Below are 15,694 nucleotides of genomic sequence, written 5' to 3' on the forward strand. Positions count from 1 at the left end.
CCCGTCAGGCGTCCGCCACCGAGTCGAACTCCACCTCGTCGCGCCCGACTCCCTGCGCGTCCGCGTCCACCGACCGGCGCAGGGCCTCGTGGAGCTTCGCCGGGGTCAGCACCCCGAGGAACCGTGCCCCGTCCAGCACCGCCACCCAGCCGGCGTCGTGCTGGAGCATCTCGCTGAACGCCTTCTTCAACGGGGCGCCGACCGGCACCCACGCGTCCATCCGGCGGGCGAGTTCACCCACCGTGCCGTGCTCCCCGGCGATCCGCAGCGCATCCGCCGCCACCCAGCCGTGCAGCTCGCCGGCACCGTTCAGGACGACCGCCCACCGCGATCCCGCGGCGCCGAGCCGGGCCGCCGCCATCCGGGCGGGCTCGTCCAGCCGGGCCACCGGTGGCTCCTCCAGGTCCTCCGGTTCGATCGTGGTGACCGACAGCCGCTTGAGCCCCCGGTCGGCACCGACGAACCGCGCCACGTACGGGGTCGCCGGGGCCCCGAGCACCGCCCCCGGGCTGTCGAACTGCTCGATGCGCCCCTCCCCGTACACCGCGATCCGGTCACCCATCCGTACCGCCTCCTCGATGTCATGGGTGACCATCAGGACCGTCTTCCTGACCGTGGCCTGCAGGCTCAGGAACTCGTTCTGCAGCCGCTCCCGCACCACCGGGTCCACCGCGCCGAACGGTTCGTCCATCAGCAGCACCGGTGGATCGGCGGCCAGGGCCCGTGCCACGCCGACCCGCTGGCGCTGGCCGCCGGAGAGCTGGGCGGGGTACCTGGAGCCGTACGTCGCCGGATCGAGGCCGACCAGATCCAGCAGTTCGGCCGCGCGCTCCCGCGCCCTGGACCGCTTCCAGCCGACCAGCGCCGGGACCGTGGCGGTGTTGTCGAGGACCGTCCGGTGCGGGAACAGCCCGACCTGCTGGATGACGTAGCCGATCCCGCGGCGTAGCTTCACCGGGTCGACCGTCGAGATGTCCTTGCCGTCGACCAGGATCCGTCCGGAGGTCGGCTCGATCAGCCGGTTGACCATCATCATCGTGGTGGTCTTGCCGCAGCCGGACGGGCCGACCAGGGTGACGAGCTCTCCCTCGGCGACCTCGAAGGACAGTTCGTGGACTGCCGTCGTACCGTTCGGATAGACCTTGCCGACCTGCTCGAACCGGATCATGACTGCACGTTAGGAGGCGGCCGGACCCGCCGCACACGGGCCGGGACTGTCCGGGTCACACAGGTGTGCTGAACTGTCCGGGAAACATCGGATTCAGGAGCACCCTTGAACAGCTACCGTCAGCCCGGCCTCGTCCTCACCGACCGTCACTTCACCGTACCGCTCGATCACACCGACCCCGGCGGTGAGCAGATCGAGATCTTCGGCCGGGAGGTGGTGGCAGGCTCCAGGACCGCCGAAGAGCTGCCGTGGCTGCTGTACCTGGAGGGCGGACCCGGCTTCGGCGCCCGGCGTTTCACCGGCGCGGAGGCCTGGCTGGGCCGCGCGGTGCAGGAGTTCCGGGTGCTGCTCCTGGACCAGCGCGGCACCGGACTGTCCACCCCGGCCAACCGGCAGACGCTGCCGCTGCGCGGCGGTCCGCGGGAGCAGGCCGACTACCTCGCGCACTTCCGGTCCGACAGCATCGTGCGGGACTGCGAACTGATCCGGCCGCAGCTGACCGGCGGCGCGCCCTGGACGGTCCTCGGCCAGTCCTTCGGCGGCTTCTGCGCCGTCCGCTACCTCTCCGCCGCGCCGGAAGGGCTCAGCACCGTCCTGATCACCGGCGGTCTGCCCTCGCTCGACGCCCACGCGGACGACGTCTACCGGGCCGCGTACCCGAGGATCGAGCGGAAGGTCGCCGCGCACTACGCCCGCTACCCGCAGGATGTCGAGCGTGCCCGCGCAATCACCGCACACCTCGCGGAGCACCGCCCGGAGAGCGCCGGACACCGGCTGACGCCCGAGGGGTTCCAGTCGCTGGGCATCCTGCTCGGTGGCGGCAGCGGCAGCCACCAGCTGCACTACCTGCTGGAGAACGCCTTCGTCCGCACCCCGCACGGCACCGAGCTCTCCGACACGTTCCAGGAGGCCATGCGCACGGCCGCCTCGTTTGCCGGACATCCGCTGTACGCGCTGCTGCACGAGGCCATCTACGGCCAGGGCGAGCGTCCCACCGGCTGGGCGGCCGAGCGGGTCCGTGCCGAGTTCCCGCAGTTCGACGCGGCGACGGCGCTCCAGGGCGACGGCCCGGTCCTCTTCACCGGCGAGAGCATCCACCCCTGGCACTTCGACGTGGACCCGGCGCTGCGCCCGCTGCGCGAGACGGCCGAACTGCTCGCCACCCGCGGCGACTGGGCGCCGCTGTACGACACCGAGCGCCTGGCCGCCAACGACGTACCGGTGGCCGCCGCCGTCTACCACGACGACATGTACGTGGACACGGCCCACGCGTTGCGTACCGCCGCCTCGATCCGCGGATTGCGCACCTGGGTGACCGACGAGTACGAGCACGACGGGCTGCGCGCCGGCGGCCCGAGGGTCCTGGACCGGCTGCTCGCCCTGGTCCGCGACGAGGTCTGAGCCGTTCCTCCAGGGCCGGCCGGGGTCAGCCCTGGAGGGCGTCCAGCGTCGCGTTCAGGCTCGCCGCCGCACGCGGGTCACGGTTGTAGGGGAGCCTGGACAGGACCGCCGCGATGCCGCGGGTGTCGGTCACCGCGGAGAACACGAGACCGGAACCGATACCGGCGGACAGCCAGCGTGCGGCCGGGTACCGGACCCCCGCCAGCAGGCCGGCCACCACCAGCGAACCGGCGGCGAGCCGCACCTGCCGCTCCAGCGGCCAGGTGTCCCGGGCGCCGGCGGGACGGTCCAGGCCGCGGCCCTCGCCCTCCCAGGCTGAGGTGCCGCCGGTCAGCGTGGCGGCGTCGATGTCGGCGGCCGAGAGGATGTCGCAGGCCCGGGTGGAGCGGACGCCGGAGGCGCAGACCACGAGCAGGGAGCCGCGAGCCGAGGCGGACTTGAGGGCCGCCACCGCCTCGGAAAGGCGGTCGAGCGGGATGTTCAGGGCGCCGGGAACGTGCCCGGAGGCGTACTCGCCCGGGGCCCGCACATCGATGACGGTGAACTCCGTGAGACGGGCCGCGGCCTGGGCTGGTGAGAGGGATACGGGGCTGGTCACGAGCAGTGTTTCCTTTCGTTCACCGAGCGGGGCGGGTTCTCGGTCTCTCCTGCCCCGGACAGGCCAGGGTACCCGTCGGGGTATCCGAAGCCGCGGCGTACGAAGCCCGGCGGGCCGTGGTCCGCCCGGCCGGGGGCCGGCGAAGCACCCCGGCCCGGCGGACGGACCCGTACAGGCCCCAATCAGTCGGTGCCGAACTCCATGGCGGCGCGGTCCAGCATCTGGTCGTCGTCGCCCTCGGCCCGGTCGCGGGAGGCGATGATCTCGGCGCCGCCCTGCGGCATCGCGCCGATCAGCCCCGTCGAGGCTGCCTGGGCGGCCCCGATGAGCGTCGCGTGCGTGTTGCCGACGATGCCGAGATCGGCGTACTGCTCCAGCTTGGCGCGGGAGTCGGCGATGTCGAGGTTGCGCATGGTGAGCTGGCCGATCCGGTCCACCGGGCCGAACGCGGAGTTCTCGGTGCGCTCCATGGACAGCTTGTCCGGGTGGTAGCTGAACGCCGGACCGGAGGTGTTCATGAGCGAGTAGTCCTCGCCGCGCCGCAGTCGCAACGTGACTTCTCCGGTGACCGCCGCGCCCACCCAGCGCTGGAGCGACTCCCGGATCATCAGTGCCTGCGGGTCGAGCCAGCGGCCCTCGTACATGAGACGGCCCAGGCGCCGGCCCTCGTTGTGGTACTGCGCGACGGTGTCCTCGTTGTGGATCGCGTTGACCAGACGTTCGTACGCGGCGTGCAGCAGGGCCAGGGCCGGGGCCTCGTAGATGCCGCGGCTCTTGGCCTCGATCACCCGGTTCTCGATCTGGTCCGACATGCCCATGCCATGGCGGCCGCCGATGGCGTTCGCCTCCATCACCAGGTCGACCGCGGAGCCGAACTCCTTGCCGTTGATCGTCACAGGGCGGCCCTGGTCGAAGCCGATCGTCACGTCCTCGGTGGCGATCTCGACCTCGGGGTCCCAGAACCGCACGCCCATGATCGGGTCGACGGTCTCGACGCCGGTGTCGAGGTGCTCCAGGGTCTTGGCCTCGTGGGTGGCGCCCCAGATGTTGGCGTCGGTGGAGTAGGCCTTCTCGGTGCTGTCGCGGTAGGGGAGGTCGTGGGCGAGCAGCCACTCCGACATCTCCTTGCGGCCACCCAGCTCGGAGACGAAGTCCGCGTCGAGCCACGGCTTGTAGATCCGCAGGTGCGGGTTGGCGAGCAGGCCGTAGCGGTAGAACCGCTCGATGTCGTTGCCCTTGAACGTGGAGCCGTCGCCCCAGATCTGTACGTTGTCCTCGAGCATCGCCCGGACCAGCAGGGTGCCGGTGACGGCGCGGCCGAGCGGCGTGGTGTTGAAGTAGGCGCGCCCGCCCGAGCGGATATGGAACGCGCCGCACGTGAGCGCCGCCAGGCCCTCCTCGACCAGCGCCGCGCGGCAGTCGACCAGGCGCGCGATCTCGGCGCCGTAGGCCGACGCGCGGCCGGGCACCGACGCGATGTCGGGCTCGTCGTACTGGCCGATGTCGGCGGTGTAGGTGCACGGGACGGCACCCTTGTCGCGCATCCAGGCGACGGCGACGGAGGTGTCGAGGCCGCCGGAGAAGGCGATGCCGACGCGCTCGCCGGCGGGCAGGGAGGTAAGAACCTTAGACATGGGAAGAGTATGCGCTATTACGCATGATCATGCAAAGTTGCGCTTGTGGGCGCGCCGCCGTGGGTCCGGGGGAGTGGGCTCGGTGCCGGGTCGTGCGACAGCGGGCCGGGTCCGCCAGGTCCGGTTAGCCTGCCGATATGACGGTGCAGCTGGAATCCATGCCCGAGGACTGGCAGCGCGCACTCGCCGTCGTCGCTCATCCCGACGATCTGGAGTACGGCTGCGCGGCGGCCGTCGCCGTGTGGACCGACGCCGGGCGCGAGGTCACCTATGTGCTGGCCACCCGGGGCGAGGCCGGCATCGACACCCTCGAACCGGAGGAGTGCGCACCGCTGCGCGAGCGGGAGCAGCGCGCGAGCGCGGCGGTCGTCGGGGCCTTGGGAGTGGAGTTCCTGGATCATCGCGACGGGGTGATCGAGTACGGCATGGACCTGCGCCGCGACATCGCGGCGGCCGTCCGCAGGTACCGGCCCGAGCTGATCGTGACGCTCAATCACCGCGACACCTGGGGCGGGGTCGCCTGGAACACCCCCGACCACCGTGCGGTGGGCCGCGCGACCCTGGACGCGGCGGCCGACGCGGGCAACCGCTGGATCTTCCCGGAGCTGACCGGGCAGGGGCTCGAACCGTGGAACGGGGTGCGCTGGGTGGCCGTCGCCGGATCGGCCACGCCTACGCACGCCGTCGACGCGACGGCCGGGCTGGAGCGCTCGGTGCGGTCGCTGCTCGCCCACCGCACATACATCGAGGTGCTCACGGACCAGGACCCCGAGGAGTACTGCCGCGCCTTCCTCACCGGCAACGCCGAGGCCTCGGCCGAGCGGTTCGGCGGCCGGCCCGCCATCACCTTCGAGCTCTTCGCGCGCTGAGTCGGACGGGCTCTGGCCGCCTCCGGGCGAGCCGCCGTACTCTGTTCTGCGCAAAGCATTCTGACGTTGCGTCAGTTAGAGGAGGAGGCGGCCGTGCTCGACATCCTCGATCGCGACATCGCGCACGGCGAGGAGCGGATCACGCTGCGGATCGAGGACGGTGTGGGTGTGCTGACCCTCTGCCGGCCCGACCGGCTCAACGGCTGGAGCTGGGAGTCCAGCAGGCAGCTCGGCATCATGGCGGACCGGATCCGTTTCGACGACTCGGTCCGGGCCGTTCTGCTGCGCGGCGAGGGCCGGGCCTTCTGTGCCGGGATCGACGTCACCGCGCCAGGTGGCGACATCACCGGGCGTTCCCCCGCTGAGCGCACCCATCGCTACTACGAGGGCATCCGCTGGGTCCACGAACGCTTCGCCGCGTTCGCCGGGCTTCCGCAGCCGGTGGTCGCCGCGGTCCAGGGCTACTGCCTGGGCTTCGGCTTCGAACTGGCACTGATGGCCGATATCCGGATCGCCGCCGACGATGCCGTGTTCGCACTGCCGGAGGCCGGTATCGGGGTCGCTGTCGATGCGGGCGGCGACATGCGGATCGCCCGCGAGGCCGGGGCGGGCTGGGCGAAGTACCTCGCGCTCACCGGCCGCCGGATCGACGCGGCGACGGCCGAGCGGATCGGGCTGCTCCAGGGCGTCACGCCGCCCGGTGAACTGGAGCGCACCGCGCGGTCCGTGGCCGACGCCGTGGCGGCCAACGCCCCCTTGGCCGTACGCCACATCAAGCGTTCGGTCGACGCCTTCGCGGATGCCGGGATGGCGGACGCGCTCGACCGGACGGCGCTGGCGGCGGCGCTCACCCTCACCTCGCAGGACTGCGCCGAGGGCTATGCGGCCAAGGCCGCCCGCCGTCCACCGCGCTTCGAGGGCCGCTGACTCACCGCCCGCCGTCCGCCGCGCTTCGAGGGCGGCCGACTTGCCGCCCGCCGGGGCCGGGCGGCGCGAACGGGCCTCGGCCCAGCTGCTCGCGCACCGGCACCACGGGCGGGGTGACCAGGGAGCGCCGCTGCCAGTTAGCGCCGTCGACCACGAGCGAATGGCCGGTGATGAATCCGGCGTACGGCGAGGCGAGGAACGTCGCCGCCCAGCCCAGTTCGCGCGGCAGCCCCACCCGTAGCGCCGGCTGTCGTGTGCCGTGCTCCGGGTCCGCCTCCCCGGCCCGGTCCAGGTGGCCGCGGATGTCGGCGGTCATGTCCTCGTGCGGCATCAGCCCCGGCACCAGCCCGTTGATCCGGATTCCGTACGGGCCCCACTCCACGGCAAGGGTCTCGACCAGGTTCTTGACCCCGGCCTTCGCGGCGGCCGAGTGGGCGTAGCCGGGGCCGCCGGTCCAGGCGTACGAAGCCCCGACGCTGACGATGGACCCAGCCGTTCCGGCCGCGAGATGGCGCCGCCCGAACTCCCGGGTCATGAACCAGGTGCCGGTCAGCGTGATGTCGAGCACTGCCCGCCAGGCGTTCGGCGACAAGTCCTCTGCGGGGGAGGGGAAGTTGGCCGCCGCATTGTTGACCAGCACGTCCGGCGGCCCCAGTTCGGCCTCGGCCGCGTCGAACACCTCGGTGATCCGGTCGGGGTCGCGGATGTCGCCCGGCGCGATCATGACCCGGCCGCGGGTCAGGGGAGCGAGTTCCTCCCGGGCCGCGGCCAGCCGTTCGGCGTTCCGGCCGACGAGCACCAGATCCGCGCCCAGCCGGGCGAACTCGGCCGCGATCGCCTTGCCGAGCCCCGAGCCGCCGCCGGTCACCAGCACCACGCTGCCGTCGTACGTGCCGGGTGGCAACGCGCTCGCACCCAGCGGCGGTGGAGCGGCGAGTCCGGGGGTGCGCATGATCTCTGTCATGGCGCATAAGTACCGCTTCCGAAGGAAGAACTCCAGGTCCACGCAGTGATGTTGTCCAGACCATTGACATGTAAGCGCCAGGATGTTGAATTCGGTGCAGTTGTGTTGCGCGACTCTGATGACTTGAGTGATCAATGGAGGATCTGTGACGCCTCGCCCACCCCGCCTCACCGCACTCGCCGCGGCGGCGACCCTGCTCGTCGGCGGCCTGCTGACCGCCGGGCCGTCCGCACAGGCGGCCGGCACCACCGGGACCGGCACCCCGGCGAAGGCCCAGGACGGCCCCGGGACCCCGGCCATCACCCCGACCCCGCAGTCCGTGAAGAGCCGGTCCGACCGGATCACCATCACCCCCACCGTCACCATGGTGGCCGGCGAAACGGCCGACGAGTCCGCGCTCGCCGTCGTGGAGAAGGCCCTCGAACAGGCCGGTGCGCGGCGCGTCGTCCGGAGCACCCGGGCGTCCGCGAGCGGGCTCACCGTCCATGTGGGCGATACCGGTGCGCTCGCCGCCCAGAAGCTCGAAGGGCCCTCCGCGCTGCCCGCCGACGGATACGTCCTCGGCATCGGCGCCGACCGCATCGTTCTCGCGGGCAAGGACACCACCGGCACCTACTACGCCGCGCAGAGCCTGCGCCAGGTCCTGCCGCACCAGAAGCAGCCGGGTGCCCGGGTGGGCGGACTCGCGGTTCGCGACTGGCCGGGCACCGCCCTGCGCGGCGTCATCGAGGGCTTCTACGGCACCCCCTGGTCGCACAAGGCCCGCCTGGACCAGCTGGACTACTACGGCGAGCACAAGATGAACATCTACGTCTACTCGCCCAAGGACGACGCCTACCTCCGCGAGAAGTGGCGCGACGCCTACCCCGCCGACCAGCTGGCGCAGATCAAGGACCTCACCGACCGGGCGGTCCGGCGGCACGTCGAGTTCACCTACGCGCTCTCTCCCGGGCTGTCGGTCTGTTACAGCTCGGACGAGGACGCCAAGGCTCTCGTCGACAAGTTCCAGACGATCTGGGACATCGGGGTACGGACCTTCGCGGTGCCGCTGGACGACATCAGCTACACCGACTGGAACTGCGACGCCGACAAGGCGAAGTGGGGGACCGGCGGCGGTGCGGCGGGAGCCGCGCAGGCATACCTGCTGAACCGGGTCAACAAGGAGTTCATCGCCACCCACCCCGGCGCTCAGCCGCTCCAGATGGTCCCCACCGAGTACTACAACGTCAGCGAATCGGCGTACAAGACGGCCCTCTCCGAGCAGCTCGACCCGGATGTGCTCGTCGAATGGACCGGCGTGGGAGTCGTCGCACCGACCATGACGGTGGCTCAGGCCGACGCTGCCCGCAAGGTGTTCGGGCACCCGATCCTGACCTGGGACAACTACCCGGTGAACGACTACGCGACCGACCGGCTGCTGCTCGGCCCGTTCAACGGGCGCGAGAAGGGGCTGCCGGGCAGGCTCGCCGGGATCACCGCCAACCCGATGATCCAGCCGTACGCCTCGAAGCTCTCGCTGTACACCGTCGCGGACTACTCCTGGAACGACGCCGCGTACGACCCGCGCACCTCGTGGGGCAGGGGACTCAAGGAGTACGCGGGTGGCGACGCCCGCACCGAGCAGGCACTGCGCGCCTTCGCCGACGTCAACTACAGCTCCGCGCTCAACACCGACAAGGCACCCGAACTGGCGGCGGAGTTCGCTCGCTACTGGAAGTCCGGCGACTCGAAGCGGCTCACCTCCGTGCTCGGAAACCTCGGCGCGGCCCCCGCACGGCTGCGCGCAGGCCTTCCGGACCGCGGCTTCATCGAGGACTCCGGGCCCTGGCTGGACGCCACCGAGTCCTGGGCGACCGCGTCCCGCACCGCCCTGCGGATGGTCGACGCGGCCCGCGCGGGAAACGGTGCGCGGGCCTGGGAGCTCCGGCAGCAGCTGCCCGCCCAGGTCGAGCGGGCCAAGTCCTTCGTGTACACCGGCCTCGACGGCCGCAAGGTGCCGGTCCACGTCGGTGACGGGATGCTGGACGCGTTCGTCGAGGCGGCCACCGCCGAGCACGACCGGATCCTCGGCGTGAGCGGCCGGCCCACCGCGTCGACGAACCTCGGCACCTACCAGGACAACACCGCAGCCCGGATGCTCGACGGCGACGACTCCACGTACTTCTGGAGCGACGGCGCGCCCGCCGCGGACGACCAGCTCACCGTCGACCTGGGCGAGTCCAGGGACATCGGTGACATCACGCTCGCCATGGGCAAGCCCGGCAGCACCGACGACTACCTCCACGAGGGGGTGCTGGAGCACTCGGCCGACGGCAAGAACTGGCAGCAGCTCACCGCCTTCTCCGGCAAGCCGGACGTCACCACGACCGCGCCCGCCGGTACGAAGGCCCGCTATGTACGGGCGCGGGCGACCGCGGGCCAGACCAGCTGGGTCGTCGTCCGTGAGTTCCACGTCGCGACCACGGACGGCGCGGTCACGGGCAATCCGCCCGCGGCCACCGGATCCGCGCTGAGCTCGGCGGCCGACGGGGACCCGGGCACGGTCTACCGCGCCGCGCGCGGCCCGCAGGCCGGCGAGTTCCTTGAGGTGGGGCTCGGCGCGGCGCGGGCGGTCGGCTCGGTCACGGTCCTGCGGCCGGCCGGCGCCAAGGGCGCCGCGGACATCCAGCTGCGGAACGCGGACGGCGACTGGCGGACCGTCGGCAGGCTCGGCGGGTCGTACACCGACGTCGACGCGCACGGCCGGACCGCCGACGCGGTGAGGCTGGCCTGGCGCGAGGGAGCCGCGGCGCCGCAGATCGCGGAGGTGGTGGTGGGGAAGTAGCGGGTACCTCCCGCCGTGCGCCCGGCGCCCCCGCACCTCCGCGGGCGGGGCCGGGCGCACAGCCAGGTCACGTTCCGGCCGAAACGGTCACCCGCAGGTTGTTCCCAGAGGAGCAAGCGACCGCTTAGTATGCGCCGGAGCAGTGGTAATGCCGACAGTGTTGTGGAGGCCCCTCATGCAGGCATGGCGAGTGCACCGGAACGGCGAGCCGAGCGAGGTGATGCGGCTGGAGGAAACGGACCGGCCCACGCCCGGCGACGGGCAGGTGCTCATCGAGGTGCTCGCGGCGAACATCAACTTCCCCGATGCGCTGCTCTGCCGCGGCCAGTACCAGGTGCGGCCCCCGCTGCCGTTCACGCCCGGCGTGGAGATCTGCGGCAGGACCGCGGACGGGCGCCGGGTGCTCGCCACCCCCGCCCTGCCGGACGGCGGATTCGCCCACTACGTCGTCGCGGACGAGGCGTCCCTGCTGCCCGCCCCGGACGCCCTGGACGATGCCGAGGCCGCCGCCCTGCACATCGGCTACCAGACCGGCTGGTTCGGACTGCACCGGCGGGCGCACCTGCGGGCCGGTGAGACGTTGCTCGTCCACGCGGCGGCCGGCGGTGTCGGCAGCGCCGCCGTCCAGCTCGGCAAGGCCGCCGGCGCGACCGTCATCGGTGTGGTCGGCGGCGCGGAGAAGGCCAAGACCGCCACCGCGCTCGGCTGCGACCTGGTCATCGACCGGCATACCGAGGACATCGTCGCGGCCGTCAAGGAGGCAACCGGCGGGCGTGGCGCCGACGTCGTCTACGACCCGGTCGGCGGCGACGCGTACGCCAAGTCCGTGAAGTGCATCGCCTTCGAGGGCCGGGTGATCGTCGTCGGCTTCGCCAGCGGCGTCATCCCCGCCCCGGGCCTCAACCACGCCCTGGTGAAGAACTACTCGGTCCTCGGACTTCACTGGGGCCTGTACAACACGAAGGACCCGCAGGCAGTCCGCGACTGTCACGAGGAGCTGACCCGGCTCGCCGCCGAGGGCGTCATCAAGCCGCTGATCAGCGAGCGCGTCGCGATGGACGGGGCGGCGGCCGCCGTCCAGCGCGTGGCCGACGGCACCAGCACCGGCCGCATCGTCGTCCTGCCCTCGGGGGCCACCCGATGACCGCCCCCGACGCGGCCGGACTGCGCCGTCTCACCCGGGAACTGCTCGCCGCCCACCCCCCGGCCACCACCGGCCGCACCGACTTCCTCAAGGCGCGCTTCGACGCCGGACTCGCCTGGGTGCACTACCCGGCCGGACTCGGCGGCCTCGACGCGCCGCGCTCCCTGCAGCCCGTCGTCGACGCAGAACTCGCCGCGGCGGACGCGCCCGACAACGATCCGCGCCGCATCGGCATCGGTCTCGGCATGGCCGCCCCCACCGTCCTGGCCTACGGAACCGACGAGCAGAAGCGCCGCTTCCTGCGCCCGCTGTGGGTCGGCGAGGAGGTGTGGTGCCAGCTCTTCAGCGAACCGGGCGCCGGATCCGACCTGGCCGCCCTCGGCACCCGCGCCGTCCGCGACGGCGAGGACTGGGTGGTCGACGGGCAGAAGGTGTGGACGTCCAGCGCCCATGTGGCCCGCTGGGCGATCCTCATCGCCCGCACTGACCCCGACGTGCCCAAGCACCGCGGCATCAGCTACTTCGTCTGCGACATGACCGACCCCGGTGTCGAGGTGCGCCCGCTGCGCCAGATCACCGGCGAGGCCGAGTTCAACGAGGTCTTCCTCACCGGGGTGCGCATCCCTGACAGCCACCGGCTCGGCCCGGTCGGCGAGGGCTGGAAGGTCGCGCAGACGACGCTCATGAACGAGCGCGTCTCCATCGGCGGAGCCCGTATCCCCCGCGAGGGCGGCATGATCGGCCCGGTCGCCCGGACCTGGCGCGAACGCCCCGAACTGCGCACCCGCGATCTGCACCAGCGTCTGCTCACCCTCTGGGTGGAGGCCGAGGTCGCCCGGCTCACCGGGGCGCGCCTGCGCCAGCAGCTCGTCGCCGGACAGCCGGGCCCCGAGGGCTCCGGGATGAAGCTCGCCTTCGCCCGGCTCAACCAGGAGATCAGCGGCCTCGAAGTCGAACTTCTGGGCGACGAGGGGCTGTTGTACAGCGACTGGACGATGCGCCGGCCGGAGCTCGTCGACTTCACCGGACGTGACGCCGGCTACCGCTACCTCCGCTCGAAGGGCAACTCCATCGAGGGCGGCACGAGCGAGGTACTGCTCAACATCGTCGCCGAACGCGTGCTCGGCCTGCCCGTCGAGCCGCGCAACGACAAGGACGTCGCCTGGAAGGACCTGTCCCGATGACCGCACGGACCGAAGAGAGCCAGCCGCCCGACCTGCTGTACTCGCAGGCCGAGGAGGACCTGCGGGCCGCCGTCCGCTCGCTCCTCGACGACCGGTGCGACGTGCCGGAGGTGATCGCCCGCACCGAGTCCGACGCGCCGTACGACCCACAGCTCTGGAAGGCCCTCGCCACCGGCATCGGCGCCGCCGGACTCCTGGTGCCCGAGAAGCTCGGCGGGCAGGGGGCCGGCCACCGCGAGGCCGCGGTGGTCATCGAGGAGCTCGGACGCAGCGTGGTCCCGGCGCCGTACCTGACCAGCTCCGTCGTCGCCACCGAGACGCTGCTGGCGCTCGGCACCCAGGACGGGCCGGCGGCCGAACTCCTCACCGAACTGGCCACGGGCCGCAAGGTCGCCGTGCTCGCCGTACCGTTCTCCGCCGCCGGGCCGGACACAGTCGCCGTGACCGCCGCCCTCGACGGCACGCTCGGCCCGGTCGCCGACGCGGTCGCCGCCGATGTCCTGCTGGTGCCCACCACCGACGGCCTGTACGCCGTCGAAGCGGGCACCGCAGGCGTCGTCGTCGAGCCGCTCATCGCGCTCGACCTGACCCGCCCGCTCGCCACCGTCACCCTGACCGGCGCCAGCGGAACCCGCCTCGCGGATGCCGGGACCGCCCGGGCGGCGGTCCGCAGAGGGCTGCTGGCCGGAGCCGGACTCCTCGCCTCCGAACAGCTCGGGCTCGCCGAGTGGTGCCTGACCGAGACGGTCCGGTACACCCGTGAGCGTCACCAGTTCAACCGCCCGGTCGGCTCGTTCCAGTCGCTCAAGCACCGGATGGCGCACCTCTGGCTGGAGGTCGTCTCGGCGCGGGCGGCCGCGCGCAACGCCGCGGACGCGCTGGCCACCGGCAGCCCCGAAACGCCGCTGGCGGTTGCCGTCGCGCAGGCGTACTGCTCCAGGGTCGCCGTCCACGCGGCGGAGGAGTGTGTCCAGCTCCACGGCGGCATCGGGATGACCTGGGAGCACCCCGCGCACCTGTACCTGAAGCGCGCCAAGGCCGACTCGATCGCGTACGGCTCGGCGGGACGCCACCGCGAGACCGTCGCGGAGCTGATGGAACTGCCCGCGCCGTAACACTGCCGGCCGGTGGTGGGGCACGGTCCCGGGGCGGGAGCACATTGATACAAGCTCCCGCCCCGGGGCCGTGCACCGGCGGAGCCGTGGCGGACAACGGGCGGAACGGCAGCCGAAGAGCGGGCGGCGAACGAGACAACTCTCCTCAAGCAAAGGCAAGTTGGTTGCCGTCGGCTCCATACTCGGTCGCGTCCGCTCGTCCGGCACGCCCTCGCAACCGGGAGAATCCATGGCGTTCCCCACCCGCCGCCGCGCTGTCACCACCGCCCTGGCCACCGCGGCCGCAGGCACCCTCCTGCCCCTGCGGACCGCCACCGCGGCCGAAACCCCCGCGGCGGCCCGGCCGGTCCGGGGCCCGCGGCCGCTGCGCCGCGCCCACGCGCACAACGACTACCTCCACCCGCGCCCGCTCCACGACGCGCTCGGGCACGGCTTCACCAGCGTCGAGGCGGACATCTTCCTCGTTGACGGGGAACTGCTCGTCGCCCACGAGGCGACCGACCTCGATCCGGCCCGCACGCTGTCCGCGCTCTACCTCGAACCGCTCCTCGCCAGGGTCCGGGCCAACCACGGAACCGTGTTCCCCGGTGACCGCACCCCCGTACAGCTGCTGATCGACATCAAGACGGACGGGGCAGCGGCCTACCAGGAGCTCGACCGTCAACTCCGGCGCCACCGGCAGATGCTCACCGCCTTCCACCACGGCCGGGTCCGGCCCGGAGCCGTCACGCCGGTCGTCTCCGGTGACCGGGCGGCCCGCGCGCCGATGGAGGCGCAGGGCTCCCGGTACGCCTTCTACGACGGCCGGCTCGACGACCTCGGCACCGCGGCGACGGCCTCGTTCATCCCCCTCATCAGCAGCAGTTGGACCGAGACCTTCGGCTGGCAGGGCGCCGGTCCGTGCCCGCCTGCCGAGCGGGACACGCTGCGCTCCCTCACCGCCGCCGCCCATCGCCGGGGGCAGCGCGTGCGCTTCTGGGCCACCCCCGATGTGCCGGGTCCCGAGCGTGATGCGGTCTGGGCCGAGCTGCTGGCCGCCGGGGTGGATCACCTCAACACGGACGATCTGGCGGGGCTCGCCCGCTTCCTGCGCCACCACGACCGGGACGAGCGGGAGTGAGCCCCGGTACGACTGGCTGACCGGGGCCGCTCCGACCTGTCGGCGACCGTGCGTCCGTACCCGTTTGGCGGACACGCCAGTGCGCCGGATGGCTCCTCCGCTGCGCCAAACTGGCGGCCGAATGCCGCAATTCAGGCGCGGCGGAGGAGGTTGGCCATGGCCATTTCGATCTCACTGGTGCTGCTTCTGCTGATCCTGGCGGTGACCTTCCTCCGCAACTGCGGACTGAAGATCTCACACGCGCTGGTCTGCGGCCTGCTGGGGTTCTTTCTCGCGGGGACGAGCATGGCGCCCACCATTCAGGAGGGCATCACGGCCACCGCCGATGTCGTGAGCAGTATCAGGCCCTGATCTCGTCACCGGTCCGCCGGCTCCCGCCCGGCGGGGCCGGGTCACCGGACAGCGCCCGAAGCGCCGCGGCCAGCCGGTCCCGCGCCTGTGTCTGGGCGGCGATCCGTGCTTCGAGGACCGCCAGCCGCTTGCGGGCGATCCGCAGCCCGCGAGGGGAGGGCGGGGCCGCGGCGACGTCGCCGTCCAGACAGGGCAGGAAAGCCCGCACGTCATCCAACGTGAGCCCGGCGGCCAGCAGATGACGGATATTGCGGACCCGGACAGTCGTTCGCGCCTCGTACACGCGGTAGCCATTGGCTGCCCGCCGCGAAGTGATCAGCCCGGCCTGCTCGTAGTGGCGCAGCGCACGCGCGGTCGTGCCGGTGGCCCCGGCCAGTTCACCGATCAGCACCCCC

14 protein-coding genes are annotated in these 15,694 nt (G+C 72.2%); 9 read left to right on the plus strand and 5 right to left on the minus strand.

Annotation, left to right across the window (positions count from 1 at the left end; genetic code table 11):
• Positions 1-4: 4 nt before the first annotated feature.
• Positions 5-1,168, minus strand: a complete 1,164-nt coding sequence (locus OG322_RS37770; protein WP_123465277.1) for an ABC transporter ATP-binding protein — start codon at positions 1,166-1,168, stop codon at positions 5-7.
• Positions 1,169-1,273: 105 nt separating this feature from the next.
• On the opposite strand from OG322_RS37770, the gene OG322_RS37775 reads away from it, so the two are divergent.
• On the plus strand, positions 1,274-2,569 hold the full coding sequence (locus OG322_RS37775) for an alpha/beta fold hydrolase (protein WP_123465279.1): 1,296 nt from the start codon (positions 1,274-1,276) through the stop codon (positions 2,567-2,569).
• 25 nt (positions 2,570-2,594) lie between these two features.
• Here OG322_RS37775 and OG322_RS37780 read toward each other — a convergent pair whose 3' ends face one another.
• Together OG322_RS37780 and argG are read right to left on the minus strand one after the other, a co-directional pair.
• The gene (locus OG322_RS37780; protein WP_124285889.1) at positions 2,595-3,167 is read right to left on the minus strand and encodes a rhodanese-like domain-containing protein; all 573 of its coding nucleotides are present in this window, start codon (positions 3,165-3,167) and stop codon (positions 2,595-2,597) included.
• 182 nt (positions 3,168-3,349) lie between these two features.
• The gene (argG, locus tag OG322_RS37785; RefSeq protein WP_124285890.1) at positions 3,350-4,801 is read right to left on the minus strand and encodes an argininosuccinate synthase; all 1,452 of its coding nucleotides are present in this window, start codon (positions 4,799-4,801) and stop codon (positions 3,350-3,352) included.
• Positions 4,802-4,938: 137 nt separating this feature from the next.
• On the opposite strand from argG, the gene OG322_RS37790 reads away from it, so the two are divergent.
• Positions 4,939-5,670 carry a PIG-L deacetylase family protein gene (locus OG322_RS37790; RefSeq protein WP_123465285.1) on the plus strand — a complete coding sequence of 244 codons (732 nt, stop codon included), beginning with the start codon at positions 4,939-4,941 and terminating at the stop codon, positions 5,668-5,670.
• 66 nt (positions 5,671-5,736) lie between these two features.
• Entirely contained in the window at positions 5,737-6,597 is an 861-nt protein-coding gene (locus tag OG322_RS37795; RefSeq protein ID WP_241200332.1) for an enoyl-CoA hydratase/isomerase family protein, read from the plus strand.
• 1 nt (position 6,598) lies between these two features.
• Here OG322_RS37795 and OG322_RS37800 read toward each other — a convergent pair whose 3' ends face one another.
• Complete coding sequence (locus OG322_RS37800; RefSeq protein ID WP_123465289.1) at positions 6,599-7,561, minus strand: SDR family oxidoreductase; 963 nt, start codon at positions 7,559-7,561, stop codon at positions 6,599-6,601.
• A gap of 145 nt (positions 7,562-7,706) precedes the next feature.
• On the opposite strand from OG322_RS37800, the gene OG322_RS37805 reads away from it, so the two are divergent.
• From OG322_RS37805 to OG322_RS37830, 6 genes are all read left to right on the plus strand, one after another.
• A complete protein-coding gene (locus OG322_RS37805) occupies positions 7,707-10,385 on the plus strand; it encodes a beta-N-acetylglucosaminidase domain-containing protein (protein WP_123465291.1) in 2,679 nt (892 codons plus the stop codon).
• 175 nt (positions 10,386-10,560) lie between these two features.
• On the plus strand, positions 10,561-11,529 hold the full coding sequence (locus tag OG322_RS37810) for an NADPH:quinone oxidoreductase family protein (RefSeq protein WP_123465293.1): 969 nt from the start codon (positions 10,561-10,563) through the stop codon (positions 11,527-11,529).
• On the plus strand, positions 11,526-12,713 hold the full coding sequence (locus OG322_RS37815) for an acyl-CoA dehydrogenase family protein (protein ID WP_123465295.1): 1,188 nt from the start codon (positions 11,526-11,528) through the stop codon (positions 12,711-12,713). Before OG322_RS37810 ends, OG322_RS37815 begins: the two co-directional genes overlap by 4 nt.
• On the plus strand, positions 12,710-13,828 hold the full coding sequence (locus tag OG322_RS37820) for an acyl-CoA dehydrogenase family protein (protein ID WP_329307559.1): 1,119 nt from the start codon (positions 12,710-12,712) through the stop codon (positions 13,826-13,828). The genes OG322_RS37815 and OG322_RS37820 overlap by 4 nt, the downstream gene beginning before the upstream one ends.
• 229 nt (positions 13,829-14,057) lie before the next feature.
• Positions 14,058-14,948 carry a phosphatidylinositol-specific phospholipase C/glycerophosphodiester phosphodiesterase family protein gene (locus OG322_RS37825; RefSeq protein ID WP_123465299.1) on the plus strand — a complete coding sequence of 297 codons (891 nt, stop codon included), beginning with the start codon at positions 14,058-14,060 and terminating at the stop codon, positions 14,946-14,948.
• A gap of 156 nt (positions 14,949-15,104) precedes the next feature.
• Positions 15,105-15,299, plus strand: coding sequence for a hypothetical protein (locus tag OG322_RS37830; RefSeq protein ID WP_123465301.1), 195 nt, complete (start codon positions 15,105-15,107; stop codon positions 15,297-15,299).
• Here the strand turns inward: OG322_RS37830 and OG322_RS37835 are convergent.
• On the minus strand, positions 15,289-15,690 hold the full coding sequence (locus tag OG322_RS37835) for a MerR family transcriptional regulator (RefSeq protein WP_206432465.1): 402 nt from the start codon (positions 15,688-15,690) through the stop codon (positions 15,289-15,291). The two genes, OG322_RS37830 and OG322_RS37835, sit on opposite strands and share 11 nt — an antisense overlap.
• Between the last annotated feature and the right edge of the window lie 4 nt (positions 15,691-15,694).

The sequence above is a fragment of the Streptomyces sp. NBC_01260 genome, assembly GCF_036226405.1.
Taxonomy (GTDB): Bacteria; Actinomycetota; Actinomycetes; order Streptomycetales; family Streptomycetaceae; genus Streptomyces; species Streptomyces laculatispora.